Origin of the sequence: Variovorax sp. CF313 (assembly GCF_000282635.1) — a bacterium.
Taxonomy (GTDB): Bacteria; Pseudomonadota; Gammaproteobacteria; order Burkholderiales; family Burkholderiaceae_C; genus Variovorax.
The window spans coordinates 33,321-58,799 of record NZ_AKIW01000068.1; the positions used below are offsets into that span (position 1 = coordinate 33,321).

At 67.4% G+C, this 25,479-nt stretch carries 24 protein-coding genes; 14 read left to right on the top strand and 10 right to left on the bottom strand.

Annotated elements, in window-relative coordinates:
* Nucleotides 1–2: 2 nt before the first annotated feature.
* Nucleotides 3–1,430: an ethanolamine permease gene (gene eat / locus PMI12_RS16145; protein ID WP_007834492.1), complete on the bottom strand. Its 1,428-nt coding sequence runs from the start codon at nt 1,428–1,430 to the stop codon at nt 3–5.
* Nucleotides 1,431–1,575: 145 nt separating this feature from the next.
* Between eat and PMI12_RS16150 the strand changes: the two genes are divergently transcribed.
* Complete coding sequence (locus PMI12_RS16150) at nt 1,576–1,986, top strand: FKBP-type peptidyl-prolyl cis-trans isomerase (protein WP_007834494.1); 411 nt, start codon at nt 1,576–1,578, stop codon at nt 1,984–1,986.
* A gap of 25 nt (nt 1,987–2,011) precedes the next feature.
* Here the strand turns inward: PMI12_RS16150 and PMI12_RS16155 are convergent, their stop codons facing one another.
* From PMI12_RS16155 to PMI12_RS16165, 3 genes are all read right to left on the bottom strand, one after another.
* Entirely contained in the window at nt 2,012–3,613 is a 1,602-nt protein-coding gene (locus PMI12_RS16155; RefSeq protein ID WP_007834496.1) for a glucan biosynthesis protein, read from the bottom strand.
* Nucleotides 3,614–3,787: 174 nt separating this feature from the next.
* Complete coding sequence (locus tag PMI12_RS16160; protein ID WP_086012109.1) at nt 3,788–4,630, bottom strand: class I SAM-dependent methyltransferase; 843 nt, start codon at nt 4,628–4,630, stop codon at nt 3,788–3,790.
* Nucleotides 4,631–4,727: 97 nt separating this feature from the next.
* Nucleotides 4,728–6,599, bottom strand: coding sequence for a sigma-54-dependent Fis family transcriptional regulator (locus PMI12_RS16165; RefSeq protein WP_007834503.1), 1,872 nt, complete (start codon nt 6,597–6,599; stop codon nt 4,728–4,730).
* Between the two features lie 215 nt (nt 6,600–6,814).
* On the opposite strand from PMI12_RS16165, the gene adh reads away from it, so the two are divergent.
* Genes adh through PMI12_RS16180 form a run of 3 tightly spaced genes read left to right on the top strand, consistent with a single transcriptional unit; the run spans nt 6,815 to nt 8,957 of the window.
* A complete protein-coding gene (gene adh, locus PMI12_RS16170) occupies nt 6,815–8,335 on the top strand; it encodes an aldehyde dehydrogenase (RefSeq protein ID WP_007834504.1) in 1,521 nt (506 codons plus the stop codon).
* Nucleotides 8,335–8,718, top strand: a complete 384-nt coding sequence (locus PMI12_RS16175) for a DUF779 domain-containing protein (protein WP_007834507.1) — start codon at nt 8,335–8,337, stop codon at nt 8,716–8,718. Before adh ends, PMI12_RS16175 begins: the two co-directional genes overlap by 1 nt.
* Nucleotides 8,685–8,957, top strand: a complete 273-nt coding sequence (locus PMI12_RS16180; protein ID WP_007834509.1) for a tripartite tricarboxylate transporter substrate-binding protein — start codon at nt 8,685–8,687, stop codon at nt 8,955–8,957. Before PMI12_RS16175 ends, PMI12_RS16180 begins: the two co-directional genes overlap by 34 nt.
* 61 nt (nt 8,958–9,018) lie before the next feature.
* Here the strand turns inward: PMI12_RS16180 and PMI12_RS16185 are convergent, their stop codons facing one another.
* Nucleotides 9,019–9,402 carry a hypothetical protein gene (locus PMI12_RS16185; RefSeq protein ID WP_007834511.1) on the bottom strand — a complete coding sequence of 128 codons (384 nt, stop codon included), beginning with the start codon at nt 9,400–9,402 and terminating at the stop codon, nt 9,019–9,021.
* 110 nt (nt 9,403–9,512) lie between these two features.
* On the bottom strand, nt 9,513–10,079 hold the full coding sequence (locus tag PMI12_RS16190) for a LuxR C-terminal-related transcriptional regulator (protein WP_007834514.1): 567 nt from the start codon (nt 10,077–10,079) through the stop codon (nt 9,513–9,515).
* Between the two features lie 93 nt (nt 10,080–10,172).
* Between PMI12_RS16190 and PMI12_RS16195 the strand changes: the two genes are divergently transcribed.
* From PMI12_RS16195 to PMI12_RS16205, 3 genes are all read left to right on the top strand, one after another.
* Nucleotides 10,173–10,973: a CoA transferase subunit A gene (locus PMI12_RS16195; RefSeq protein ID WP_007834516.1), complete on the top strand. Its 801-nt coding sequence runs from the start codon at nt 10,173–10,175 to the stop codon at nt 10,971–10,973.
* A gap of 1 nt (nt 10,974) precedes the next feature.
* A complete protein-coding gene (locus PMI12_RS16200) occupies nt 10,975–11,613 on the top strand; it encodes a 3-oxoacid CoA-transferase subunit B (protein WP_007834518.1) in 639 nt (212 codons plus the stop codon).
* A gap of 75 nt (nt 11,614–11,688) precedes the next feature.
* Complete coding sequence (locus PMI12_RS16205) at nt 11,689–13,083, top strand: CoA transferase (protein WP_007834519.1); 1,395 nt, start codon at nt 11,689–11,691, stop codon at nt 13,081–13,083.
* A 32-nt stretch (nt 13,084–13,115) separates the two neighbouring features.
* Here PMI12_RS16205 and PMI12_RS16210 read toward each other — a convergent pair whose 3' ends face one another.
* A complete protein-coding gene (locus PMI12_RS16210; RefSeq protein WP_007834520.1) occupies nt 13,116–13,604 on the bottom strand; it encodes an Lrp/AsnC family transcriptional regulator in 489 nt (162 codons plus the stop codon).
* Nucleotides 13,605–13,798: 194 nt separating this feature from the next.
* Here PMI12_RS16210 and PMI12_RS16215 point away from each other — a divergent pair, with 194 nt between their 5' ends.
* The 3 genes from PMI12_RS16215 to PMI12_RS16225 are packed head-to-tail and all read left to right on the top strand — an operon-like array spanning nt 13,799 to nt 16,840.
* The gene (locus tag PMI12_RS16215) at nt 13,799–14,998 is read left to right on the top strand and encodes an amino acid aminotransferase (RefSeq protein ID WP_193386559.1); all 1,200 of its coding nucleotides are present in this window, start codon (nt 13,799–13,801) and stop codon (nt 14,996–14,998) included.
* A gap of 20 nt (nt 14,999–15,018) precedes the next feature.
* Nucleotides 15,019–15,411: a RidA family protein gene (locus PMI12_RS16220; protein ID WP_007834522.1), complete on the top strand. Its 393-nt coding sequence runs from the start codon at nt 15,019–15,021 to the stop codon at nt 15,409–15,411.
* 25 nt (nt 15,412–15,436) lie between these two features.
* Nucleotides 15,437–16,840, top strand: coding sequence for an amino acid permease (locus PMI12_RS16225; protein ID WP_007834523.1), 1,404 nt, complete (start codon nt 15,437–15,439; stop codon nt 16,838–16,840).
* Here the strand turns inward: PMI12_RS16225 and PMI12_RS16230 are convergent.
* Both PMI12_RS16230 and PMI12_RS16235 read right to left on the bottom strand, forming a co-directional pair.
* A complete protein-coding gene (locus PMI12_RS16230) occupies nt 16,837–18,003 on the bottom strand; it encodes a pyridoxal phosphate-dependent aminotransferase (RefSeq protein ID WP_007834525.1) in 1,167 nt (388 codons plus the stop codon). The two genes, PMI12_RS16225 and PMI12_RS16230, sit on opposite strands and share 4 nt — an antisense overlap.
* A gap of 30 nt (nt 18,004–18,033) precedes the next feature.
* Nucleotides 18,034–18,987, bottom strand: coding sequence for a LysR family transcriptional regulator (locus PMI12_RS16235; protein ID WP_007834527.1), 954 nt, complete (start codon nt 18,985–18,987; stop codon nt 18,034–18,036).
* A gap of 178 nt (nt 18,988–19,165) precedes the next feature.
* On the opposite strand from PMI12_RS16235, the gene PMI12_RS16240 reads away from it, so the two are divergent.
* From PMI12_RS16240 to mmsB, 4 genes are read left to right on the top strand one after another with little or no spacing between them, the layout of a single operon-like run.
* Nucleotides 19,166–20,689 carry a CoA-acylating methylmalonate-semialdehyde dehydrogenase gene (locus PMI12_RS16240; protein WP_007834530.1) on the top strand — a complete coding sequence of 508 codons (1,524 nt, stop codon included), beginning with the start codon at nt 19,166–19,168 and terminating at the stop codon, nt 20,687–20,689.
* A gap of 12 nt (nt 20,690–20,701) precedes the next feature.
* Nucleotides 20,702–21,856, top strand: a complete 1,155-nt coding sequence (locus PMI12_RS16245; protein ID WP_007834531.1) for an acyl-CoA dehydrogenase family protein — start codon at nt 20,702–20,704, stop codon at nt 21,854–21,856.
* A gap of 29 nt (nt 21,857–21,885) precedes the next feature.
* Nucleotides 21,886–23,001: an enoyl-CoA hydratase/isomerase family protein gene (locus tag PMI12_RS16250; RefSeq protein ID WP_007834532.1), complete on the top strand. Its 1,116-nt coding sequence runs from the start codon at nt 21,886–21,888 to the stop codon at nt 22,999–23,001.
* Between the two features lie 44 nt (nt 23,002–23,045).
* Nucleotides 23,046–23,942 carry a 3-hydroxyisobutyrate dehydrogenase gene (mmsB, locus tag PMI12_RS16255; protein ID WP_007834537.1) on the top strand — a complete coding sequence of 299 codons (897 nt, stop codon included), beginning with the start codon at nt 23,046–23,048 and terminating at the stop codon, nt 23,940–23,942.
* Nucleotides 23,943–24,086: 144 nt separating this feature from the next.
* Here the strand turns inward: mmsB and PMI12_RS16260 are convergent, their stop codons facing one another.
* The gene (locus tag PMI12_RS16260) at nt 24,087–25,370 is read right to left on the bottom strand and encodes an MFS transporter (RefSeq protein WP_007834540.1); all 1,284 of its coding nucleotides are present in this window, start codon (nt 25,368–25,370) and stop codon (nt 24,087–24,089) included.
* Between the last annotated feature and the right edge of the window lie 109 nt (nt 25,371–25,479).

Genomic DNA, 25,479 nt, shown 5'->3' on the forward strand with positions numbered 1-25,479 from the left:
TGTCAGGCGGCAGTCTTCGAGGAAGACAGCATCTCGTCGGGCGCGGCCGCCTTGCGCTGCGCCGAGGTCAGCAGGAAGTAGCCGTACGCCGCTGCCATCAGCACGATGAACAGCAGCGTGAGCATGCCGTTGAACCACACCATTGCGCCCAGGCACACGACGCCGAGCCCAAGCGCAATGGCCGGGAACACGGGGTAGAAGGGCGCGCGGTAGGTGCGCAGCAGGTTGGGCTCGGTGCGGCGCAGCTTGAACAGCGCTGCCATCGAGATCAGGTACATCACGATGGCGCCGAGCACGGCCATGGTCACGATGTTGGCGGTGAGCGTCTGGCCGCCGAACTGCACCCACTCGTCGCTGAAGATCGCGACCACGCCGATCACGCCGCCGGCCAGCAGCGCGCGGTGCGGCGTGTCGAAGCGCGGGCTCAGCCCGGCGAAGTAGCGCGGCAGGTACCCCGCGCGCGCCAGCGCGAAGATCTGGCGCGAGTAGCCCATGATGATTCCGTGGAACGAGGCGATCAGCCCGAACAGCCCGATCCACACCAGCATGTGCAGCCAGCCGCTGTTGTCGCCCACCACCGCCTTCATGGCCTGTGGCAGCGGATCGTTGATGTTGGCGAGCTTGCGCCAGTCGCCCACGCCGCCCGCGAAGATCATCACGCCGAAGGCCAGCACCACCAGCGTGACGATGCCCGTGGTGTACGCGATGGGAATGGTGCGGTGCGGATCGCGCGCCTCCTCGGCCGCCATGGCCGCGCCCTCGATGGCGAGGAAGAACCAGATCGCGAACGGAATGGAGGCGAAGATGCCCGAGATGGCCGCGCCGTTGAGCACGCTGCCGCCGGCCCAGCCGTTGGCCACGAAGTTGGCCATGGTCCAGCCCGGCGTGACCACGCCCATGAAGACCAGCAGCTCGACGATGGCCAGGATGGTGACGAACAGCTCGAAGGCCGCCGCGATGCCCACGCCGATCCAGTTGAGTCCGATGAAGATCACGTACGCGCCCAGCGCGAACCACTTCGGGTTGATGCCCGGAAACTGCACGTTGAGATACGCACCGATGGCCAGCGCGATGGCCGGCGGCGCGAAGACGAATTCGATCAGCGTGGCAAAGCCCGCGACGAAGCCACCGTTGGGACCGAAGGCACGCCGCGCATAGGCGAAGGGCCCGCCCGCATGCGGGATGGCAGTCGACAGTTCGGTGAAGCTGAAGATGAAGGTGGTGTACATCGTCGCGACCAGCACCGTGGCAACGAGAAAGCCGAGTGTGCCGGCCGTGTTCCAGCCGTAGCTCCAACCAAAGTACTCACCCGAGATGACGAGGCCCACCGCGATGCCCCAGAGCTGGACGGGACCGAGCACTTTCTTGAGATGACCGGTGCCTGAATGGTCGGGCGTCGTGCCCGTGCTGGCGGCTGCGGTGGAGTTCATGCGGCTTCCTCTCTTCGTGGATGTTGACAGTGCACATTCCGCAAAGCAAGGGCTGTTCCAACACGCGCATCGGTCCCGAATATCCCCTTACAGGCCTGGCCGGCCGCTGGCCATAATCGACGACTTTCAACCTCCGAGGTCTTTCGTGAAGTCTCTTCTCTGCGCCGCACTCGTGTCCGTTCTCGCCGCTCCCGCCGCCTTTGCGCAATCCGCGCCGGTGACCACGCCCAGCGGCCTGGTCTACCAGTCGCTCAAGGAAGGCACCGGTGCCTCGCCTGCCGCGACCGACACGGTCAAGGTGCACTACCGCGGCACCTTCCCCGATACCGGCAAGGAATTCGACAGCTCCTACAAGCGCGGTGAGCCCACCGAGTTTCCGCTCAACGGCGTGATCCCGTGCTGGACCGAAGGCGTGCAGAAGATGAAGCCGGGTGGCAAGGCCAAGCTGACCTGCCCGCCGTCGATTGCCTATGGTTCGCGCGGCGCGGGCGGCGTGATTCCGCCGAACGCCACGCTCAATTTCGAAGTGGAACTGGTGTCGGTTACCAAGCGCTGATTTCAGGCTGCAGCCCCGCCCGCAGTCAGACTCCCGGCTGGTACTGATACAGCCAGGTTTCCGTAAGCGTCTTGTCCCCCGTCTTCAGGTAGAGCCGCATGTCGACCGGCTCGTTGCCTTCGGGCGTGAAGTCGAACTGCGCGCGCCAGTGGCCCGGCACGCCGTTGGGCACGGCCTCGGCGAAGATGTACGAGAACTTGCCGCGCGCCGCCGTCAGCACCACCTCGGGCTTCACGCCGAAGGGCACGGTAGTCAACGGTTGGCCGACGAACTCGACCATGAACTTGCGCACGCCCTGCGGTCGCGGCTGGCCCGGCTGTCCGCCGCGGCCGATGCGCGTGGCCACGCAGCGCGCGAGCGGCGACGGAAACGGCTCCTGGTCAGTCCAGTGCAGCCGGTACTGCAGGCTGTAGCTCGCACCCGCCTTGGCATCGGCCTTCGGCACCCAGAAGGCGACGACGTTGTCGTGGATCTCGTCGTCGGTCGGAATCTCGATGAGCTGCACCGAGCCTTCGCCCCAGTCGCCCAGCGGCTCGATCCACAGGCTCGGGCGCTTCTCGTAGCCCACGCCGTCCTGGTAGTGGTCGAACGCGCGGTCGCGCTGCAGCAGGCCGAAGCCACGCGGCTTGGTGTCCGCGAACGCGGATGCGCGCGTCTGCGTCGGGTTGTTGAGCGGGCGCCAGATGCGCTCGCCCGCGCCGTTCCAGATCGCGAGGCCGTCGGAGTCGTGCACCTCGGGGCGCCAGTCGATGGCCGTGGGCTTGATGGTTTCCGAGTACCAGTACATGGACGTGAGCGGCACCAGGCCAAGGCGCGACACGTCGCGGCGCAGGAACATGCGCGCGTCGATGTCCATGATCACGGCCTTGGTGCGCTGCATGACGAACTTGAACACGCCCGTCACGCTCGGTCCTTCGAGCAGCGCGTAGACCGTCATCGAGGTGGTGTTGTTCGCGGCCGGCGTCTCGAAGTAGAAGCGCGTGAAGCTCGGGAATTCCTCGGGCTTGTCGGGCACCGCCACGTCGAGCGCAATGCCGCGCGCCGACAGCCCGTACTGGTAGAGCTCGCCGATGGCGCGGAAGTACGAGGCGCCGAGGAACGCGACCCAGTCGTTCTTCTGCCAGTCGAGCTTGGCCTGGTCGCCCAGCCGGCTCTCCTGCAGGCGAAAGCCCGCGAAGCCCGCGCCCGGCGGCAGCGCGCGCGCGGGGCTGTCGGGCGGCATTGAGAAGTAGGTGGGGCTGTAGAGCACCTCGCGGGCGAACGCATCGCCGTCGGTGTTCTCGAGCACGTGCATGCGCACCGGCGTCTGGAAGAAGCGGCCGAGGTGGAAGAAGGTGACCGGGAACGCGCCGGGCCCGTCGCGGAACAGGGCGTTGGCGACGTCGAACTTGATCTTGCCGTGCGCGTCGTAGTCGATGCGATCGAGCACCTCGGGGGCCAGCGGCGCCGCGGCCGCATAGGGCCTTGCGGCGAGCGACTTCGCTTGTGCGACCAGCGCGTCGAAGGAGAAGGGCGCGGGCTGGCTCAGTTGCAGTCCGTTGGCGGCCAGTGCCTCTTCGGGCAGTCCGAGGGCGGCGAGTGCGGCAGCGGCTCCGCCGGCGGCAAGGAAGGATCGGCGATCAAGCATGTGGTTCTTGAGGGTTGCGAATCTTTGGGGGAAAGAAGGGAAAGCGGCGGAAACGACAGCGCATTTTCCGCGAATGGGAACACCGGCGAGCTTGGCCCGGCGCGGGATCGAACCGCGTCAGCCATCCAGCGCAAGCCGGGCCGGACAAAGCCGGCAATTCACGAAATTGTGCGTTTATGTATCGGCCTCGTTCCCCGTCTTCAACGCGTAGAGCGCATACAGCGGTACGCCCAGGAACAGCATCACCATCGGCGCGAACAGCGTGTAGGGCAGGCCGGCGCCTTCCAGCACGCCGTAGGTGGCGGCCAGCCGCAGGCGCGGATGGGGTTGCGTCAGCTCGGCCGGCCGATGGATGCCCCAGTGGAACTCCGCGCCGGTCGCGCGCACCGAAGGGTGCTGCTTCGCGTGGCCCACCGCGAGCCAGCACAGGGCGTCGAAGACCAGCATCGAGCCCGCAGGCGCGCGTGCGCCGAAGGTGGCGAGCACCGCCTGCACTTGCTCGGGCTTCAGGTACATCAGCACGCCTTCGGTGAACAGGAACACCGGCCGCGCATTGCGTCTGCGCGGCAGGCCCAGTTGCTCCCACCAGCCGGGCGCGGTCAGGTCGAGTTCGCGCAGGTCGTGGCGTTCGTTGGCTTCGGGGATCAACTCGCGGCGCAGTTCGAGCACTTCGGGCAGGTCGGCGTCGGTCATGCGGGACTTGCCGTCGTCCAGCCACTGGAAGTAATGGCTCAGGCCGCAGCCCATGTTCACCACGCGTGCTCCGGGGTGCTCCTTGAGGAAGTCCTGGGCCAGGCTGCGGAAGCGCCGCGTGCGCCAGAGGATGCCGTAGATGGTCGCCCGGTCTTCCGGCAGCGCGCTGCCGTCGTCGCGGATCTGCTCCAGGATGCCGGCGGCGTAGGCGTCCCGCACGGCCATCTGCGGAAAGATGGCGTCGCCCGAGGCCCGCGCAGCGAGGGGAATCCGCAAGGTGGAAGGGACGGCCGAGAGGCGCTGTGCCTTTTTTCTGGTGGTCATGAATGCGAGGGCGAGGCCATGCGCAAAGTCTGGCCGCTGCGGCATGGCGGGGCAAGTCAGTCTTTGGTTGTGCGGGCGGCCTCCGCCGGCCGCCCTGTCAGTGCCCGGAAGGCTTGCCGCGCTGGCGTGCGAGATGGCGGTAGATGGTGCTGCGGTGAACGCCGAGGCGGCGCGCGGCCTTCGCCACGTCGTGCTCGCAGGCCTTCAACGCCTCGTCGATGGCGTGGCGTGTGATGGCCTGCAGCGGCTCGGCATGCGCAGGGGCGCACTCGAGCGGGTCGTCGGGCAAGACGGTAGGCTGCGCGCCCAGCAGGTGCGCGGGCAATGCGCTCGCCGTCACCGAGTCGCCCGTATCGGCCAGTGCCACGATGGCGCGCAGCGTGCTGCGCAGCTCGCGCACGTTGCCCGGCCAGCGGTAGGCGGCCAGCACTTCGAGTGCGTCGTTTTCCAGCTGCAAGTGCTTGGCCGCGCCGCCCGCTTCAAGAAACAGCCGCGCGATCAGCGCGTGCCGGTCGTCGCGCCGGCTCAAGGGAGGCAGGGTGACGGTGAACCCCGCCACGCGGTACATCAGGTCGGCGCGGAAGCGTCCGGCCTCCACCAGCGCCGGCAGGTGGCCGTGCGTGGCGCAGACCAGGTCGAAGTCCACCGCCACCCCCTGGCCGCCGCCCAGCGGCGTGACCACGCGCTCCTCCAGCACGCGCAGCAGGCGCGTCTGCAGGGCCAGCGGGATCTCCGCGATCTCGTCGAGGAACAGCACCCCGCCATGCGCTTCGCGGATGCGGCCCCCCATGCCCTTGCGCTTCGCGCCGGTGAAGGCGCCTTCCTCGTAGCCGAACAGTTCGGACTCGATCAGCGTCTCGGGCAGCGAGGCGCAGTCCACCGCCACGAAGGGGCCCGTGCTGCGGCGGCTCGCGGCGTGCAGCCGGCGCGAGAAAACCTCCTTGCCGCTGCCGGTCTCGCCGTTGACCAGCACGGAGACGCCTTCGTTCAGCACCCGCACGGCCTTGTGCAGCAGAGGCTGCACATCGTCGGTTTCGGGCTCGGCCACCGCGCGCCGCGTGGGCGTGCGCGAACCGCCGGCCGCATGCGAACGCTCCATCACGGTCGCGATCTGCCGGCCGCCCGGCAGCGTCAGCAGGCTGCGCCGGTGTTCCATGCGCGGCCAGTTCGCGCCGAGAAAGGCCTCGGCGTCCAGTTCGAGAAGACCGTCCCACGAGCGCCCGAACAGCTCGAGCGCCACCCGGTTCGCCGCGACGATGCGCCCGCCCTCGATCACCATCAGCCCTTCGCGCGCAGTGCCGATCAGCGCCGGGCGCGCATGGAAGCGCAGTACGTGGCCGTTGGCCTCGGCCAGCATCATGCGGTGCTCGACCTGCTGCGCCGCCATGCGCACCAGGCCGAGCGCATGCGTGTTCACGCGCACCGTCTCGCCCGAGATGTCGAGCGCGCCCGCCAGTTCGCCGCGCCCGGTGAAGATGGGCGCTGCCGCGCATCCGAGCGTTCCGTTCTGCGCCAGGTAGTGCTCGGCGCCCAGCACCATCAGCGCCTCGCGCTCCGCCAGCGCCGTGCCGATGGCGTTGGTGCCCCGGTTGCGTTCCGACCATTCCACGCCGGGCTGCAGCGCGATGCGCTCGGCCTTGGGCAGGAAGTCGGCGCTGCCGACCTCCTCGAGAATCAGGCCGCTGGCATCCGACAGGATCACCACGCAGCCGTTGCCGACCGCATGCTCGGCCAGGCCGTCGAGCTCGGGCTGCGCGCAGTTCAGCAGCCGCATGGCCTGCTCGCGCCGTTCGCGCAGCAGGGCCAGCGCCATCGGCTCGGGGTCCGTGGCCTGGTGGCCGACCGGCCGGCAGCGCTGCCAGGAGCGCGAGATGTGCGGGGCGATCCACGGCGCGGGATCGCAGCCTTGTCCAAAGAACAGTTCGCGGGCCTGCGCCACTTTGATCGACGGCAACTGCGCTGCGCTCATGCGTGTCTCCGAGAGGTTTTCGCCTTGTGCGACATCCTAGTCGCCATGTTCGCGCGGACATGTCGCATATTGCGAATGAAAACCCCCCCTGCGGCATGCGATGCCCAGGAGGAAGTACCCAGGGAATGTACCGATCCGGCCGGGTATGCGGCTTGCGATTGCTCAAGCAGGTCGCCGCATGTCGCGGCGCCGCCAGCAGCAAATGGAGACAAGTCATGGACATGCTCGAACCGGGCAAATTCGGCACCGCGGTGCCGTTCAAGAAGCGTTACGGCAACTACATCGGCGGCGAATGGGTCGCGCCGGCGGACAACCAGTATTTCGAGAACATCACGCCCGTCACCGGCAAGGTCTTCTGCGAAGTGCCGCGCTCTACCGCGGCCGACATTGAACGTGCGCTCGACGCCGCGCACAAGGCCAAGGGCCCCTGGGGCCGCACCTCGACCACCGAGCGCGCCAACATCCTCAACAGGATTGCCGACCGCATGCAGGAGAACCTGCCCATCCTGGCGGCAGCGGAGACCTGGGACAACGGCAAGCCCATCCGCGAAACCACCGCGGCCGACCTGCCGCTGGCCATCGACCACTTCCGCTACTTCGCCTCGTGTGTGCGCTCGCAGGAAGGCGGCATCAGCGAGATCGACTACGAAACCTTCGCCTACCACTTCCATGAGCCCATCGGCGTGGTCGGCCAGATCATTCCGTGGAACTTCCCGATCCTGATGGCCGTGTGGAAGCTGGCGCCCGCGCTGGCGGCCGGCAACTGCGTGGTGCTGAAGCCGGCCGAGCAGACGCCGGTGTCGATCCTCGTGCTGCTGGAGGTCATCGGCGACCTGCTGCCGCCGGGCGTGCTGAACGTGGTCAATGGCTTTGGCGTGGAGGCGGGCAAGCCGCTGGCGTCGAGCAACCGCATCGGCAAGATCGCCTTCACCGGCGAGACCACCACCGGCCGGCTGATCTCGCAGTACGCGAGCCAGAACCTGATTCCGGTCACGCTGGAGCTGGGCGGCAAGTCGCCCAACATCTTCTTCGCCGACGTGATGGACAAGGACGACGCCTTCTTCGACAAGGCGCTCGAGGGCTTCGCAATGTTCGCGCTGAACCAGGGCGAGGTCTGCACCTGCCCGTCGCGCGCGCTCATCCAGGAGTCGATCTACGACCGCTTCATGGAGCGTGCGCTGAAGCGAGTGGCAGCCATCAAGCAGGGCAGCCCGCTCGACATGGCCACCATGATCGGCGCGCAGGCCTCCGGCGAGCAGCTAGAGAAGATCCTGTCGTACCTCGACATCGGCAGGCAGGAGGGGGCGAAGGTGCTGATCGGCGGCGAGCGCCAGCGGTTCGAGGGCGACCTGGCCGACGGCTACTACGTGAAGCCGACCGTGTTCCGGGGCCACAACAAGATGCGCATCTTCCAGGAGGAGATCTTCGGCCCGGTGGTGTCGGTCACCACTTTCAAAGACGAGGAAGAGGCGCTTTCCATCGCCAACGACACGCTCTACGGCCTGGGCGCCGGCGTGTGGAGCCGCGACATGAACCGTGCCTTCCGCATGGGCCGCGGCATCCAGGCCGGCCGCGTGTGGACCAACTGCTACCACCACTACCCGGCGCACGCGGCCTTCGGCGGCTACAAGCAATCGGGCATCGGCCGAGAGAACCACAAGATGATGCTCGACCACTACCAGCAGACCAAGAACCTGCTGGTGAGCTACAGCGAGAACAAGCTGGGCTTCTTCTGATGAGCACCACCGGCGACGTCCTGCGTGTCACCGCGACTGATACCGCGCTCGCGCTGATCGACAGGCTCGCCAAAAAGCACGGCCCGCTGATGTTCCATCAGTCGGGCGGCTGCTGCGACGGCAGCGCGCCCATGTGCTATGCCCAGGGCGAGTTCATCGTGGGCGACTACGACCGGCTGCTGGGGCACATCGGCGGCATGCCGTTCTACATCAGCGGGCCGCAGTTCGAGTATTGGCAGCACACGCAACTCATCATCGACGTGGTGCCGGGGCGCGGCGGCATGTTCTCGCTGGAAGGCCCCGAGGGCGTGCGCTTCCTGACGCGCTCGCGGCTTTTCACCGACGCGGAATGGGCCGTGCTGGAAGCCGAGGAGGCGAAGTAGGGCTGCTGCAAAAGGCCTCGGCCGAGGCGGGGCTGCCGGGCTACGAGGTCGAATCGTGGTTCGCGGTGCTCGCGCCAGCGAAGACGCCGCCCGAGGTTGTCAACAGGCTCAGCGCGGAACTCCGGAAGATCGTGGAGAGCGAAGCCTTCCGCAAGAAGGTGGACGAACAGGGCGCCTTCGCGACCTGCATGGACCTGCCGACGCTCGCGAAATTCGTCGACCAGGAGCTGGCGGCGTAGTCGAAGGTGATCAAGTCGGCGGACATCAAGCCCGACTGATTCGAAATACGGGCACGACCGGCTACAGCTTGACGTTGATGATCGACAGGATGATCGCAGAGAGCGTCATCGCGACGGGCAGCTTCCGCACGGCGAGCGCATGAGCGCGGGCGACGGAGGCTTGCGTCTGCAGCAGAAGGCTGCGTTCGGAATGGATGGGTGTGGACATTTCGGACTCCTGTTTGGTTGTGGGCTTGTCGCCCTTGATGACCTCCACGATAGGCTTCGCAGGGCGCAGCGGCGCGGGCGTTTCGACGACACGGCGTTTCTGTTTTCGCAACGATGAGGCGGCAACTGGCCGGAACTTCGGGCGGCTCTTTTGGATCGGCGAGGCTTGCGTGCGGCGTGAGAATCCGGCGCCGGCGACCAATGACCGAACTAGAAAGCAGGCAGAAATCATGAACATTGCGGTGCGCGATGAACTGCGCGGCCATGGTGTGGGCACTGCGCTGTTGTGCAGAAGCAGGACGGCATCGTGTTGCGCGACATGCTCCGCATGCGCATCGAGCTCGCTGACTAGCCCGCGATCAGCTTCTGCACCAGTTCCGCGGTGGTCGCGGCCGCGTACTTGCGCATCAGCCGGGCCCGGTGCAGTTCCACCGTGCGGTGGCTGATGCCCAGCGCCTTGCCGATCTCCTTCGAGGTCAGCCCGCGCATCACCTGCGCCGCCACCTCGCGCTCGCGCGGCGTGAGTTCGGCCTTGACGGCGCGGCGCGAGCCCAGGTCCTCGAAGGTCCAGATGCCGGCCTCGTGCGGCGCGGCGCGGTTCATGGCGTGGCCGGTGACGTGGCACCAGAAGGTCTCGCCTGCGATGGCGCCGTGCAGTCCGCCCAGGCGCTTCATCATGCGGTTGTCGGCGTAGTGCCCGCTGGCATTCAGAAAGGGCTCCATGCGCTTGCCGATGCGCTCGAACTCGACCACGCTGGGGTACAGGATGCTGAACGAATGCCCGACCAATGCGGAGGGCGTTGCGCCAAAAATCTCGCACACGCGAACGTTGCAGGCCACGATGGTGCGGTTGCTCGACACCACCATGCCGACGGGCGCGTGTTCAAAGGCCAGCCGGTAATCGATCTCGGGCATCGGGGGTCACCATTACGAAATACTACGTATGCGAGTAGGTAGTATCGTTCAGGGCTTTCCCACCTCTCTCCATTCACCCATCAAGGAGCCCGAGTGAACAAGATTTATCCCACCGCGGACGCGGCACTCAAGGGGGTCGTCGCCGACGGGCAGATGCTCGCGGTCGGCGGCTTCGGCCTGTGCGGCATTCCCGAAGCGCTGATCGACGCGCTGAAGGACTCCGGCGTGCAGAACCTCACCGTCGTGTCGAACAACGCGGGCGTCGACGGCTTCGGCCTCGGCAAGCTGCTGGAGACGCGCCAGATCAAGAAAATGATTGCGTCCTACGTCGGCGAGAACAAGGAGTTCGAGCGCCAGTACCTCGCGGGCGAACTGGCCCTCGAATTCACGCCCCAGGGCACGCTGGCCGAGAAGCTGCGCGCCGGCGGCGCGGGCATCCCGGCCTTCTTCACCAAGACCGGCGTGGGCACGCAGGTGGCCGAGGGCAAGGAGCTGCGCGAGTTCGACGGCGAAACCTACGTGATGGAACGCTCGCTGGTGCCCGACGTGGCGCTGGTGAAGGCCCACGTGGCCGACAAGTCGGGCAACCTGCGCTTTCGCCTCACGGCGCGCAACTTCAACCCGGCCGCCGCCATGGCCGGCAAGATCTGCATCGTCGAGGTCGAGAAGATCGTCGAGGTGGGCGAACTGGCCCCCGACGACATCCACCTGCCGGGCATCTACGTGCACCGCATCGTGCTCAACGCCAAGCCCGAGAAGCGCATCGAGAAGCGCACCGTGAGCGCCTCGGTCGATGCCGTCGCCGCCAAGGTCGAGGCCCAGACCGCCATCGCCCAGGCCGCTGCCGGCAGTGAAGTGCCAGCCAAGGTCGTCAACAAGAAAGAAGGAGCCTGAGATGCCCTGGACCCAAGACCAGATGGCGGCCCGCGCCGCGCAAGAACTCGAAGACGGCTTCTACGTCAACCTCGGCATCGGCATTCCGACGCTGGTGGCCAACCACACCGGCACCAAGGAAGTGTGGCTGCAGAGCGAGAACGGCATGCTCGGCATCGGCCCGTTCCCGACCGAGGACAACGTCGACGCGGACCTCATCAACGCCGGCAAGCAGACCGTCACCACGCTGCCCGGCTCGGCCATCTTCGGCAGCCATGACAGCTTCGCGATGATCCGCGGCGGCAAGATCAACCTGTCGATCCTCGGTGCGATGCAGGTGAGCGTGAAGGGCGACCTCGCCAACTGGATGATCCCCGGCAAGATGGTCAAGGGCATGGGCGGCGCGATGGACCTCGTGGCCGGCGTGAAGCGCGTGATCGTGCTGATGGAGCATGTGGCCAAGAAGAAGGACGGCACCGAGGACCTGAAGATCCTCGAGCAGTGCACGCTTCCGCTGACCGGTGTGGCCGTGGTCGACCGCATCATCACCGACCTGGCCGTGATGGACGTGGTGCCCGAAGGCCTGAAGGTCGTCGAGCTGGCGCCGGGCGTGAGCTTCGATACGCTGCAGGCCAAGACGGGTGCGAAGCTGATCCAGTAACAAGGCTGCGAACGCAACGACGACAAAGGGCAGGGCCGCGCAAGCGGGCCCTGCCTTTTTTCCTGGAGAGACGGAATGAATGCAAGCGAAGTTCTGGGCGACATCTGGCAGCAGGCGGGCCTGCCCGCCGAAGCCTTGGTGTTCGCGCGATTGACGGGCGCCGACCCTGTGCTGCCGTCGTCCTTCGCGGTCGGCGCAGCGGCGCAGAGCACCATCGCGGCGGCCGCGCTCGCGGCCTGCGAACTGGGGCACCGGCGCGGCACGGCGCGGCAGCAGGTCGGCGTCGACATGCAGCATGCGGCACTCGACTGCACCGGCTGGTTCAGCCTCGACGGCCGCGTGCCCGACCCGTGGGACGCCTTCTCGGGGCTGTACCGCTGCGCGGACGGCTGGGTGCGCGTGCATGCGAACTTCGCGCACCACCGAGACGGTGCATTGCGCTTGATGAAGCTGGACCCGGCCACCGCCACCCGCGCCGACGCCGAGGCTGCGATGGCCGGCTGGCGCGCGCTCGATTTCGAAGAGGCGGCCTCGGCACTGGGATTGGTGGCGACCGCGCTGCGGCGCTTCGACGAGTGGGATGCGACGCCGCAAGGGCAGGCTATCGCGGCCCAACCGCTCTTCACGCTTGAGCGCATCGGCGATGCGCCACCGCTCGCACTGCCGCCGCTGCGCGAAGACCAGCGTCCGCTGAGCGGCCTGCGTGTGCTCGACCTCACGCGCATCCTCGCGGGACCGGTCGGCGGCCGCGCGCTCGCGGCCTATGGCGCCGACGTGATGCTGGTCAATTCGCCGCAACTGCCGAACATCGAAGCCATCGCCGACACCAGCCGCGGCAAGCTCTCGGCGCACGTGGACCTGCGCACCGACGAAGGTCGCGCCGTGCTGCACGGCCTCGTCGCCGACGCACACGTCTTCGTGCAGGGCTACCGTCCCGGCGGCATCAAGGCGCTGGGCTTCGGCCCCGAGGCGCTGGCGCGCGAGCGGCCGGGCATCGTCTGCGTCTCGCTCACGGCCTACGGCACGCAGGGGCCGTGGGCTGACCGGCGCGGCTTCGATTCGCTGGTGCAGACTGCCATGGGCTTCAACCATGCCGAGGGCGAGGCTGCAGGCGACGGCAAGCCGCGCCCGCTGCCCATGCAGATCCTCGACGAGGCCACCGGCTACCTGATCGCCTTCGGCGCCGCTGCGGCGCTCTGGCGCCAGCAGCGGGAAGGCGGCAGCTGGCATGTGCAGGTGTCGCTGGCACAGACGGGGCAGTGGCTGCGCGGGCTGGGGCGCGTGCCGAATGGGCTGTCGATCGCGAGGCCCGATATCAAGCCGTACGTCGAGACCTCGGCTTCCGGCTTTGGTGAGCTCGCGGCGTTGCGCCACAGTGCGCAGCTGCCGCGAACGCCTGCGGCATGGCCGCGGCCGTCGATGCCGCCGGGCAGCGATGCGCCGGTGTGGCCGGCCGTCACGACCGGGTAGGCGCTGCGCATCGCTGGGCGAGGGGCGCGCGTCTACTCCCCGGCCTGCGCTGGGGCGGGGATCGGCAGCCCCTCGAAGCCCTTGAATTCCTGGAGCGAGAAGCTCGTGCGCACCTGCCGCACGCCGGGCAGCCGATGCAGCCGGGTCTGCAGCAGCGTGGAGTAGTGGTCCAGGTCGCGTGCCACGACCACCAGCATGAAATCCTCGGGCCCGGAGATGCCGTGGAACATCACTACCTCGGGAATGGCCTGGACTGCCTCCTCGAACTCGGTGGAGCGGGCGTCGTTCTGGTGGTCGATGCCGATCATCACGAACGCCATGACCCCATACCCCAGCGCGCGACGGCTGAGCCGGGCCTGGTAGCCGGCGATCAGCCCGCTTTCTTCCATGCGTTTGATGCGGCGCCAGCAGGGCGATTGCGACAGCTGCGTCATCTGTGCGAGCTCGCCCGTGGTGAGCCGTGCGTTGTCTTGCAGCGCCTTCAACAGCTTTCGGTCGGTCAAATCGAGGTCGGTTTGCATAATTATTTCTTCAAATTGAAAAATTCGAATAAACATACCTCAAATTGATATATGTAGGGTTCAACACTACGTTATTTGTGGATTTGATGCATAGCATTGCGTGAAATTCAGAAGCAAGACCGGTCCCGGTTGCGCTTTTCCTGCCCCCTCCAGAAGCTCCAGCCCCCACGACCATGTCCATGTCACCGCCCCCCCTGTTCGCCCACGTTCCGTCCTATGCCGGCGACCCCATCCTGTCCTTGATGGAAGACTTCCAGAAAGATCCGCGGACGAACAAGGTCAGCCTCAGCATCGGCATCTACTTCGACGGCGCGGGCCGGCTGCCCGTCATGGAAGCCGTGCGCAAGGCCGAGACCGCATTGCTCGACGGCATCGGCCCGCGTCCGTACCTGCCGATCGAAGGCGTGGCGGACTACCGCCAGGCCGTGCAGCGCTTGCTCTTCGGTGCCGGGCACGAGGCCGTGGCCAGCGGCCGCATCGCCACGCTGCAGACCCTCGGCGGCTCGGGCGGGCTCAAGGTGGGCGCCGATTTCCTGCGCCGCTACTTCCCCGAGTCCCAGGTCTGGGTCAGCGACCCCACCTGGGAGAACCACCGCGCGCTGTTCGAAGGCGCGGGCCTGGCCGTCAACACCTACCCCTACTACGACCCGGCCACCGGAGGCCTGTGCTTCGACGAGATGCTGGCCAGGCTCGCGACCCTGCCGCGCCACGGCATCGTGCTGCTGCACGCGAGCTGTCACAACCCGACCGGCGTCGACCTCTCGCCGGCCCAGTGGCAGGCGCTGATTCCGGTGCTGCGCGACCGCGGCCTGATCCCGTTCGTCGACATCGCCTACCAGGGCTTCGGCGACGGGTTGGACGAAGACGCCTTCGCGCTGCGCGCGCTCGCCGACGCGGGTCTGCAATTCTTCGTGGCCAATTCCTTCTCCAAGAACTTCTCGCTGTACGGCGAACGCTGCGGCGGCCTCAGCGTGGTGTGCGCCGACAGCGCCACGGCGCAGACGGTGCTCGGACAGCTGAAAGCCACGGTGCGCGCCAACTACTCGACGCCGCCCACCCATGGGGCGCGCATCGTCGCCACGGTGCTGCGCAGCGCCGAGCTGTTCGCGCTGTGGACGCAGGAAACCGCGCAGATGCGCCAGCGCATCCGCGCCATGCGCGAGCGCCTGCACGCCGCGCTGGACGAAAGATTCCAGGGCCGGCGCAACTTCGACTACCTGCTCACGCAGCGCGGCATGTTCAGCTACACGGGCTTGAACGAAGCGCAGGTGACCCGCCTGCGCGACGAGCACGCGGTGTACCTGGTCCGCTCGGGCCGGATGTGCATCTCGGGCCTGACCGACGGCAACGTCGATCACGTGGCGGCGTCCATGGCCGCCGTGCTGGGCCGATGACACAGCCGGCGAGGAATACCATGAAAGAGATCATCGACGTCGGCCTGCCCGCGCTGAGCCAGCCGTTTTCCTGGGCCGTGAAATCGGCCGGCCTGCTGTTCACCGCGCACGGCCCCGTGCGCTCCGACGGCAGCATCGACACCGGCGCCGTCGACGATCAGGCTCGCCTGACCTTCGCCAACCTGCGCCGCGCGCTCCATGCTGCCGGCGGCACGCTGCACGACGTGACCCAGGTGCTGATCTACATGACCGACGTGCAGGACATGAAGGCCATCGACGCGGTCTATCGCGAGTTCTTCGAGGCGCCTTACCCCAACCGGTCGAGCATGGGCGTCAACGGCCTCGTGGTGCCCGGCATGAAGCTCGAGATCGTGGCCTACGCCGTGATCCCCGAGCCTCCTGCATCCGCATGACTTTCCAAAATACGAGGAGATGACGATGTCCAGCAGCTTTCAGGAAATATCGAACAGGGAAAAGGGCCTGCAGAAGGAGCTTTCCGCAGGCCAGATGGCGATGATCGCGATCGGCGGAGCCATCGGCACCGGCCTGTTCCTCGGCAGCGGCTTCGCCATCGGCCTGGCCGGCCCCAGCGTGCTTGTGAGCTACGCGATCGGCGGCCTCATCGCGCTGCTGCTGATGGGCTGCCTCGCCGAGATGACCGTGGCGCATCCCACCTCGGGCTCGTTCGGCGCCTACGCCGAGCACTACATCGGCCCGTGGGCCGGCTTCATCGTGCGCTACGTCTACTGGTCCTGCGTGGTGCTGGCAGTGGGCACCGAGGTCACGGCCATCGGCGTGTACATGGCGTACTGGTTTCCCGGCTCGCCGCAGTGGCTCTGGGTGGTGCTGTTCTCGGCACTGCTGATCATGGTCAACGCCATGAGTGTGAAGGCCTTCGGCTTCGTCGAGTACTGGTTCTCGATGGTCAAGATCGTGGCCATCGTGCTGTTCATCCTGATCGGCGCCTACGTGGTGTTCGGCTCGCGCCCCGCCGGCATCGGCCTGGACAACTACGCCGTGCAGGGAGGCTTCTTTCCCAAGGGCGTGTGGGGCACCTGGGTGGCGGTCGTGGTCGCCATCTTCAGCTACATGAGCGTCGAGACCATCGCCGTCGCCGCCGGCGAAGCCAAGGACCCGGAGCGCGCGGTGACCGGTGCCTTCCGCGCCACCATGCTGCGCCTGGCGGTGTTCTACCTCGCATCGATCGCGTTGATGCTGGCCATCGTGCCGTGGAACGCCACCAACGCCGACAAGAGCCCGTTCGTGAAGGTGATGGAAATCATCGGCATTCCCGGCGCCGCCGCGGTGATCAACTTCGTGGTGCTGATTGCCGCACTGTCGGCCATGAACAGCCTGCTCTACATCGCCACGCGCATGATGTTCAGCCTGTCGCGCGCCGGTCATGCGCCCAAGCGCTTCGGCCGCATCCGCGGCAACGGCGTGCCGGTCGACGCGCTGGCGATCTCCTGTGCTGGCATTGCCATCGCCACCGCGCTGAGCGTCGTCGCGCCCGAGCAGTCGTTCGCGCTGATGATGGCCATCGCCATGTTCGGCGGCCTGTTCACCTGGTTCATGATCTTCGCGACCCACTGGTTCTTTCGCCGCCGCTGGGTGAAGGAAGGGCGCCCCGGCCCAGGCTTCCGCATGTGGGGCTTTCCGTGGCTCACGCTGCTGGGCGCGGGGCTGGTGCTGGCGATCCTGGTCACCACATACTTCACGCCGATGTTCAGGTTGACGCTGCTGGTGGGCCTTCCGTTCCTGGCCGTCCTGGTGGTGGTGTACCTGGCCTGGTACCGCCCGCTTTCCGGCGGTGCGGCGCTGCCGGCCCGGGCACGCCGCTAGGCGTCCAGCGCGGCGCGCACCTTCTCGCCCAGTCCGCGCAGCCGTTCGACCGGCTCGTTGGAAAACACGAAGCGCAGGTACTGCGCGCCATGCGTCTCGCCCCAGCCCTTCATCGCGGTGGCACACACGCGATGCTTCAGCAGGCGCTCCGACAGCGTCTGCCCGTCGATGCCGAAGTCGCTCGCACGCAGCAGCAATGACCAGCCGCCTGCGGGCACGCCGACCGGCAGTCCCTTGAGTTCATCGAGCACCGTGTCGCGCCGCCGCTCCAGTTCGCCCACATACGGCGCGAGCGTGTGCGCCGATTGCGCCAGCGCCGTGGCCACCGCGTCCTGCGCAATCCCCACGGGCACCACCACGTTCGCGAGCGACACGGCCACGAGGTCCGGCATGTAGCTCTCGGGTGCCACGGTCCAGCCCACGCGCCAGCCGATCATGCGCAGCTCCTTGGCCGATGAACCCACCGTGATCGTGCGTTCGGCCATGCCGGGCAGGCCCGCGGGGTGGATGACCTCGCGGCCGTCGTACAGCAGGCGTTCCATGGCGGTGTCGAGGATCAGCGTCAGGTCGTGCTGCACGCACAGCGCGGCGATGGTGCGCCAGTCGTCCGCGTCGAAGTACCCGCCCGTCGGCATCGACGGCGACATCAGCAGCATCACGCGCACGCGGGGGCCGATGGCCGTTTGCAGCGCGGCGCGGTCCAGCTTCCATTCGCCGCCGGGGTTGAATGCAAAGGGCAGGTACTTCGGCGTGCCGCCGGCGAGCCGGATGCGGTTGAGCAGGCCGGCGTAGGTCGGATCGGTGACCAGCACTTCGTCGCCCACCTCGACGGTTGCGAGCAGCGCGTTGAGGATGCCCGAGAGCCCGCCGGCCGAGATCACGCAGTTGCGTGCGTCGTAGGCAACGCCCGAGAGCGCGGACACATGCCGCGCCGCGATCTCGCGCAATCGGGACTGGCCGACGAACGGGAGGTAGCTGTTGTCGGCGTCTTCCGAGGCGGCGCGCACGGTGCGCGCGATGGCATCGGGGTCGGGCGGGATGTCGACGTCGAGGTTTTCCAGCCGCAGGAACCGCGGGCCGTCCGCGTCGTCGGCGATCGCGCCCATGCGGTCGACGCCGATGCCTGCGATGTGTTCCAGGCGGGCGGGGCGGTGGCGTGGCATGGGGCGAATCTCCGTGTCGGGGTTGGCTTGCTACGGGGCCGGCCTGCGCGAACGGGCCGGCCGCTGCTGCGACGCGCCATTCTCATCGCCGGGCGGGGCCGGGAGCAACAGCGCCTGCCGGGCCTGCGCCGTCTCGCGCAGGAAGCTCCACACCGCCTGCATGCGCGCCAGGTGCTTGGTTTCCTCCGGCATCGACATCCAGAAGGTGCGCGTGAAGTTCGCCTGCCCCGGCAGCACGGGCCGCAGCGCGCTGTCGTTCTCGGCGATGAAGGCCGGCAGCACCGCGATGCCCGCGCCCGCCGCCACCGCACTGTGCTGCGCGAGCACGCTGGTGCTGCGCAGCGCGAAGCTGTCAGGGCGGTGCAGTTCGTCCAGGTACTGCAGCTCCTTGCTGAACAGCAGGTCGTCTACGTAGCTGATGAAGGTGTGGCCGCGCAGGTCTTCACGCGTCCTGATGGGCTTGTGCGCTGCCAGGTACTTCTTCGACGCATAGAGCCGCAGCGTGTAGTCGGTGAGCTTGGTGACGACCACCGGTCCGCGCGCCGGCCGTTCGAGCGAGATCACGATGTCGGCTTCGCGCCGCGACAGGTGCACGAGCCGCGGCATCGCGAGCAGGTCGATGGTGAGCTTCGGATGCTGCAGCGCGAACAGCGCGAGCTGCGGTGCGAGCACCACGGTGCCGAAGCCCTCGGTGGCGCCGATGCGCACCAGCCCCGACAGGCCCTCCTGCGAGGCCGGCGCGGTGCTCTCCACGGCCTGGAAGGCGCTCTCCATCGCCTCGACCTGCGGCTGCAGCCGCCGGCCGGCCTCGGTAAGGCGGTGGCCGCCCGCTTCGCGCGAGAACAGCGGGGCGCCGACCTCCTTCTCCAGCGCCTGGATGCGGCGCGCCACCGTGGTGTGGTCGACCTCGAGGCGGCGCGCGGCGCTCATCAGCGTGCCGGAGCGGGCGAGTTCGAGGAAGTAGCGCAGGTTGTCCCAGTCCATGTGTGTTCGGGTTCTCGATGGAGGTTTGCATCCTCTGCGTCTTGTTCCGCATTCTGCATTTATGCAAAACCAAGGTGCAGATTTGTCTATTGTCATGGCAAATATGCAAAGCTAGGATGCACGCTGTACCGGCCCCCGACCGGCATCGCCTTCCCGAGATTCACAGGAGACAAACCCCATGGACGCCACCACCACCCCCTCGACGCAAGTCGCCACCGTCAAGCTGCTGATCGGCGGCAAGCTCGTCGAGTCGAAGACCACCGAATGGCGCGATGTCGTCAACCCGGCCACGCAGCAGGTGCTGGCCCGTGTGCCCTTCGCCACGCAAGCCGAGCTCGACGCTGCCGTGGCCTCCGCCAAGGAGGCCTTCAAGACCTGGCGCAAGACCCCCATCGGCGCGCGCGCCCGCATCTTCCTGAAGTACCAGCAGCTCATCCGCGAGAACATGAGCGAGCTGGCTGCCATCCTCACGGCCGAGCAGGGCAAGACGCTGCCCGACGCCGAAGGCGACGTGTTCCGCGGGCTCGAAGTAGTGGAGCACGCATCGAACATCGGCAACCTGCAGCTGGGCGAGCTGGCCAACAACGTGGCCAACGGCGTCGACACCTACACGCTGCTGCAGCCGCTGGGCGTGTGCGCCGGCATCACGCCGTTCAACTTCCCGGCCATGATCCCGCTGTGGATGTTCCCGATGGCCATCGTCACCGGCAACACCTTCGTGCTGAAGCCTTCCGAGCAGGACCCGATGGTCACCATGCGCCTGTGCGAACTGGCACTCGAAGCCGGCATTCCGCCCGGCGTGCTCAACGTGGTGCATGGCGGCGAAGCGGTGGTCAACGGCATCTGCGACCACAAGGACATCAAGGCGATCAGCTTCGTCGGCTCGACCAAGGTCGGCACGCACGTCTACAACCGCGCCACGCTGGCCGGCAAGCGCGCCCAATGCATGATGGGTGCGAAGAACCACGCCATCGTGATGCCCGACGCGAACAAGGAGCAGACGCTCAACGCACTGGCCGGCGCCAGCTTCGGTGCAGCCGGCCAGCGCTGCATGGCCGTGTCGGTCGCGGTGCTGGTGGGCGAGGCACGCAACTGGGTGCCCGAACTCATCGAGAAGGCCAGGACGCTGAAGATCGGTGCGGGCACCGAGAAGGGCGTGGACGTGGGGCCGCTGGTGTCCTGCGCTGCCTACGACCGCGTGAACGGTCTCATCGAACGCGGCGAGGCCGATGGTGCCAAGCTCGTGCTCGACGGCCGCAAGCCCACGGTGCCCGGCTACGAGAAGGGCAACTTCGTCGGCCCGACGATCTTCACCGGCGTGAAGCCCGGCATGTCGATCTATGACCAGGAAGTGTTCGGCCCGGTGCTGTGCATCGCCGACGCCGAGACCATCGACGAAGCCATCGAGCTGATCAACAGCAACCCGAACGGCAACGGCACGGCGATCTTCACGCAGTCGGGCGCGGCCGCCCGCCGGTTCCAGGAAGACATCGACGTGGGCCAGGTCGGCATCAATGTGCCGATTCCGGTGCCGGTCCCGATGTTCTCGTTCACCGGCTCGCGCGCCTCGAAGCTCGGCGACCTGGGGCCGTACGGCAAGCAGGTCATCATGTTCTACACGCAGACCAAGACGGTGACGGCGCGCTGGTTCGACGACAGCACCGTCTCGCACGGCGTCAACACCACGATCAGCCTCAAGTAAGAAGTCCGCCGGATGGACTTCGAACTTTCCGAAGAGCAGCGCGCTTTCGCGCAAAGCGCGCGCGACTTTGCTCAGGCCGAGTTCGCGCCCCATGCGGCGCAGTGGGACGCGGAGGCCGTCTTCCCGAAGGAGGCCATCGCCAAGGCCGGCGAACTGGGCTTCTGCGGACTCTATGCGCCCGAGCGCATCGGCGGCCTCGGACTGCCGCGGCTCGATGCGGCGCTGGTGTTCGAGGAGATGGCCGCGGTCGACCCCTCGACCACGGCCTTCATCACGATCCACAACATGGCGACGTGGATGCTCGGCACCTGGGCCACCGATGCCGTGGCGCAGCAGTGGGGCGAAGAACTCACGAGCGGGCGCAAGCTCGCGTCGTACTGCCTGACGGAGCCGGGCGCGGGCTCCGATGCGGGTTCGCTGAAGACGCGCGCCGAGCTGCGGGGCGCCGAGTACGTCATCAACGGCGGCAAGGCCTTCATCTCGGGCGCGGGCTCGACCGACGTGCTGGTGCTGATGGCGCGCACCGGCGGCGCGGGCGCCAGCGGTATCTCGGCCTTCGCGGTGCCGGCCGACGCGCCCGGCGTCAGCTACGGCAAGAAGGAGCACAAGATGGGCTGGAACAGCCAGCCCACGCGAAGCATCAACTTCGACAACGTGCGCGTTCCCGCGCAGAACCTGCTGGGCAAGGAGGGCGAGGGCTTTCGCATTGCCATGAAGGGGCTCGACGGCGGTCGCATCAACATCGCGACCTGCTCGGTGGGCGCGGCGCAGGGGGCGCTCGACGCGGCCCGCCGCTACCTGCACGAGCGCCAGCAGTTCGGCAAGCCGCTCGCGAGCTTCCAGGCGCTGCAGTTCAAGCTGGCCGATATGGCGACCGAACTGGTGGCGGCGCGGCAGATGGTGCGGCTGGCGGCATCGAAGCTCGACGCCGGGCATGCCGACGCCAGCACCTATTGCGCGATGGCCAAGCGCTTTGCGACCGATGCGGGCTTCAACGTCTGCAACGACGCGCTGCAGCTGCATGGCGGCTATGGCTACCTGAGCGAATTTCCGCTGGAGCGGCTGGTGCGCGACGCGCGCGTGCACCAGATCCTCGAAGGCACCAACGAGATCATGCGTGTGATCGTTGCGCGAAAATTGCTGGAGGGCGACAGCGATATCCGCTGAAGTTTTCGCATCCAGAACCTCTCAAGACAATGACCGACTCCGTAGTTCTCTTCGACGAAATCAAGACCGCCGGCGGCCAGCGCTTCGGCGTTGCCACCCTCAACGCGCCGGCTTCGCTCAACGCGCTCTCCGTGGACATGGTTCGCCTGCTCACGCCCAAGCTGCGCGAATGGGCGAAGGACGCAGGCATCGTCGGCGTCCTGCTGCAGGCCGCGGGCGAGAAAGCCTTCTGCGCCGGCGGCGATTTGCGCCAGCTCTACCGGACGCTGCTCGACTGCGGCCCCGAGCGCAACACCTACGCCGAGGACTTCTTCCGCGAAGAGTACGAACTGGACCACCTGATCCACACCTTCCCCAAGCCCTTCCTGTGCTGGGGTCACGGCATCGTGATGGGCGGCGGCGTGGGCTTGCTGGCTGGCGCCTCGCACCGCGTGATGACGCTGCAAAGCCGCATTGCCATGCCCGAGATCAACATCGGCCTGTACCCCGACGTGGGCGGCAGCTGGTTCCTGCGCCGCACGCCGGGCCGCACGGGCCTGTTCCTCGCACTCACTGCCGCGAACATCAACGCGGCAGACACCATCTTCTGCGGGCTGGCCGACGTGCTGGTGCCGCAGGAGCGCAAGGGCGAGGTGCTGGAAGCCATCGCTTCGACGAAATGGACCGGCGAGAACAAGGCCGACCGCGCCACGCTGTCGCGCATCCTCGCCAAGGCGAGCGAGGGCACCGAGATGCCGCCATCGAAGGTGCGCGAGCACTACGACACCATCAACGCGCTGATGGCGGGCGACGACCTGCTCGACATCGCAAGGCGTTTGCGCGATCTGCAGAGCGACGACACATGGCTGCAGACCGCAGCCAAGACCTTCGCCAAAGGCGCACCCAGCTCGGCCGCGCTGAGCTTCGAGCTGTGGCAGCGAGTTCTGCGCATGTCGCTGGCCGAGGTGTTCCGTCTCGAATACTGGGCCTCGCTCGGCTTCTGCGCACACAAGGACTTCGCCGAAGGCATCCGCGCGGTGCTGGTCGACAAGGACCGCAATCCGCGCTGGAGCCCCGCGACGCTCGAAGAGATCACGCCAGCATTCATCGAAGATCATCTGCGCCCGCGCGGCGAGATGCCGGTCGAGCTGGCGTCGCTGGTCTGATCCACACGCATAGATTCCTGCACAGAACAACGGAGACAAGACATATGAAGATCGCATTCATCGGCCTCGGCAACATGGGCGGCCCGATGGCCATGAACCTGCTCAAGGCAGGCCATACGCTCAGCGCCTTCGACCTCTCGGCCGAGGCCTGCAAGAAATTCGGCGCCGAAGGCCTGCCCATTGCCAAATCGGCGGCCGAGACGGTGGCCGATGCCGAGGTGGTCATCAGCATGCTGCCGGCCAGCGCGCACGTCGAGGGGCTGTTCCTCGGCAGTGGAGGCAAACCCGGCCTGCTCGACAGCATCCGCGCCGGCACATTGGTGATCGACAGCAGCACCATCGCCGCAGCCACCTCGCGCAAGGTGGCCGAAGCCGCTGCCGCCAAGGGCGTTGCGATGATCGACGCGCCCGTATCGGGCGGCACCGGCGGTGCGATTGCCGGCACACTGACCTTCATGGTCGGCGGCGAGACGGGTGACCTGGAGCGCGCGCGCCCGGTGCTCGAAAAAATGGGCGCCAACATCTTCCACGCCGGCGCGGCCGGCGCGGGGCAGACCGCGAAGATCTGCAACAACATGCTGCTGGGCATCCTGATGATCGGCACCTCGGAGGCGCTGGCGCTGGGTGTGGCCAACGGGCTCGACCCCAAGGTGCTGTCGGAGATCATGCGCCGCAGCTCGGGCGGCAACTGGGCGCTGGAAAAGTACAACCCGATGCCGGGCGTGATGGAAACGTCGCCCGCCTCGAAGAACTACGCGGGGGGGTTCGGCACCGACCTGATGCTCAAGGATCTGGGCCTGGCGCAAGAGAACGCGACCGCCGTGCGCGCGGCCACGCCCCTGGGTGGGCTGGCGCGCAGCCTGTATGCCGCACACAGCCTCGCCGGCCACGGCGCGCTCGATTTCTCGAGCGTGCTGAAGCTGGTGCAGAAGGCTTCCTGAAGCGGGCTCTGTGATCAGCCGTAGTGGGAGTGCAGGGCCCACAACAGGCCGATCACCACCACGAAGAGCACCGCAAAAAGCGCCCAGGCACGCATGACTGCCTGGTTCTCCGTGATTTCGGCGGGAGCTGCCTCGGGAGGCTGGCTAGGAGCGGCGGGCGGCGGTTGGGTCATTCCCGACTGTACCCCGCGTCGAGGCGGCCGGGGCGAGCTTTGCAGAAGCGTCCATCCGCGACATCGCCCACATGATGCCGGCCGCCACGAGGTTGGCGCCCACGCTGGACAGGATCGGCAGCATGTAGCTGCGGCTGATGTCGAAGGCAAAGCCCGCGGCGGCGGGGCCGACCAGCGTGCCGAAGGCCACGCTGGTGTAGAGCACCCCGATGATCGCGCCGATGTTGCGGCCGCCGAAGTAGTCCATGACCAGCGCCGGCAGCAGCGCGACGAAACCGCCGTAGAACGCGCCGTAGAAGAACGCGAACACGGCCAGCCCCGGGAAGCCGCTGGACGCCGCCCACACGAGCAGCGACAGGGCCATGCCCGTCGACATCAGCAGCATGGTCTGCGCACGCCCCATGCGGTCGGCCAGCCCACCGAGAAAGAATCGCCCGGCCGTGCTGCCGACGCCGATGGCGCCCAGCAGCAGCACCGCGGAGGCGTTGGGCACGCCGTGGTCCAGGGCGTAGGGCACGAGGTGCACGAAGGGCACGAACAGGCCGAACGAGCTGATGAGGCAGGCCGCATACAGGCCGGCGAAGCGCCTTGAGCGCACTGCATCGCGCACCGTGAAGCCTTCGGGCCTGGCCGAAGCGGCCAGCGGCTGCGGCGGATCGCCGTCGGGGCCGAGCCCCCGGTCGCGCGGGTCGTTTTCTATCAGCAGTGCCATGCCCACGCCCACCACCACCGCCAGCCCGCCGAGTGCCAGGTAGGCGTGCCGCCAGCCCAGGGTTTGGATGAACAGCGACGCCAGCGGCGGCATCACCAGCGTGCCCACGCCGATGCCGCTCACCGCCAGCCCCGACGCGAAGCCGCGCCGCCTGACGAACCAGCGCTGCACCGCGCCCAGCACCGGCACATACGACGCGCCAACCCCGAGGCCGACGCCAAGCCCGTAGGCCAGGTAGATCTGCGCGAGGCTCTGCGCCTGCCCCGCAATGGCCAGCCCCAGCCCGACCAGCACCATGCCGGCGACGGCCAGCCGCCGCGAACCCCAGCGGTCGGCCAGCGGCCCGCTCAGCACGCCCAGGCCGAAGTAGAGAAAGCCCGCCAGCGAGAACACCAGCGACACCGAGCCGCGCGAGGCGCCGAAGTCTTTCTGCAGCGATTCGAGAAAGGCGCTGAAGGTGTAGGCGCTGCCGAAGCCGACCAAGGTCACGGCGAAGGCGCCCGCGACCACCAGCCAGCCTCGGAAGAGGCCCCTGTTGCTCAACGGATGGCCTCCATTGGATGGATCAGAATATTTGAATTCATAGTTGCGAGTGACGAATCAGATCGGTTTTCTTCTTTCCCTGCGTGTGCCAATATTCCTGCTTCGAGGA

Excerpts from the sequence above, each read along its gene's own strand:
- PMI12_RS16175 (WP_007834507.1), top strand. The coding sequence starts at position 8,335 with ATGAGCACCACCGGCGACGTCCTGCGTGTCACCGCGACTGATACCGCG.
- PMI12_RS16160 (WP_086012109.1), bottom strand. The coding sequence starts at position 4,630 with ATGACCACCAGAAAAAAGGCACAGCGCCTCTCGGCCGTCCCTTCCACC.
- PMI12_RS16205 (WP_007834519.1), top strand. The coding sequence starts at position 11,689 with ATGAATGCAAGCGAAGTTCTGGGCGACATCTGGCAGCAGGCGGGCCTG.
- PMI12_RS16200 (WP_007834518.1), top strand. The coding sequence starts at position 10,975 with ATGCCCTGGACCCAAGACCAGATGGCGGCCCGCGCCGCGCAAGAACTC.
- PMI12_RS16180 (WP_007834509.1), top strand. The coding sequence starts at position 8,685 with ATGGGCCGTGCTGGAAGCCGAGGAGGCGAAGTAGGGCTGCTGCAAAAG.
- PMI12_RS16230 (WP_007834525.1), bottom strand. The coding sequence starts at position 18,003 with ATGCCACGCCACCGCCCCGCCCGCCTGGAACACATCGCAGGCATCGGC.
- PMI12_RS16210 (WP_007834520.1), bottom strand. The coding sequence starts at position 13,604 with ATGCAAACCGACCTCGATTTGACCGACCGAAAGCTGTTGAAGGCGCTG.
- PMI12_RS16185 (WP_007834511.1), bottom strand. The coding sequence starts at position 9,402 with ATGTTCATGATTTCTGCCTGCTTTCTAGTTCGGTCATTGGTCGCCGGC.
- PMI12_RS16155 (WP_007834496.1), bottom strand. The coding sequence starts at position 3,613 with ATGCTTGATCGCCGATCCTTCCTTGCCGCCGGCGGAGCCGCTGCCGCA.
- adh (WP_007834504.1), top strand. The coding sequence starts at position 6,815 with ATGGACATGCTCGAACCGGGCAAATTCGGCACCGCGGTGCCGTTCAAG.
- mmsB (WP_007834537.1), top strand. The coding sequence starts at position 23,046 with ATGAAGATCGCATTCATCGGCCTCGGCAACATGGGCGGCCCGATGGCC.
- PMI12_RS16225 (WP_007834523.1), top strand. The coding sequence starts at position 15,437 with ATGTCCAGCAGCTTTCAGGAAATATCGAACAGGGAAAAGGGCCTGCAG.
- PMI12_RS16220 (WP_007834522.1), top strand. The coding sequence starts at position 15,019 with ATGAAAGAGATCATCGACGTCGGCCTGCCCGCGCTGAGCCAGCCGTTT.
- PMI12_RS16190 (WP_007834514.1), bottom strand. The coding sequence starts at position 10,079 with ATGCCCGAGATCGATTACCGGCTGGCCTTTGAACACGCGCCCGTCGGC.
- PMI12_RS16235 (WP_007834527.1), bottom strand. The coding sequence starts at position 18,987 with ATGGACTGGGACAACCTGCGCTACTTCCTCGAACTCGCCCGCTCCGGC.
- PMI12_RS16250 (WP_007834532.1), top strand. The coding sequence starts at position 21,886 with ATGACCGACTCCGTAGTTCTCTTCGACGAAATCAAGACCGCCGGCGGC.
- PMI12_RS16240 (WP_007834530.1), top strand. The coding sequence starts at position 19,166 with ATGGACGCCACCACCACCCCCTCGACGCAAGTCGCCACCGTCAAGCTG.
- PMI12_RS16245 (WP_007834531.1), top strand. The coding sequence starts at position 20,702 with ATGGACTTCGAACTTTCCGAAGAGCAGCGCGCTTTCGCGCAAAGCGCG.
- eat (WP_007834492.1), bottom strand. The coding sequence starts at position 1,430 with ATGAACTCCACCGCAGCCGCCAGCACGGGCACGACGCCCGACCATTCA.
- PMI12_RS16165 (WP_007834503.1), bottom strand. The coding sequence starts at position 6,599 with ATGAGCGCAGCGCAGTTGCCGTCGATCAAAGTGGCGCAGGCCCGCGAA.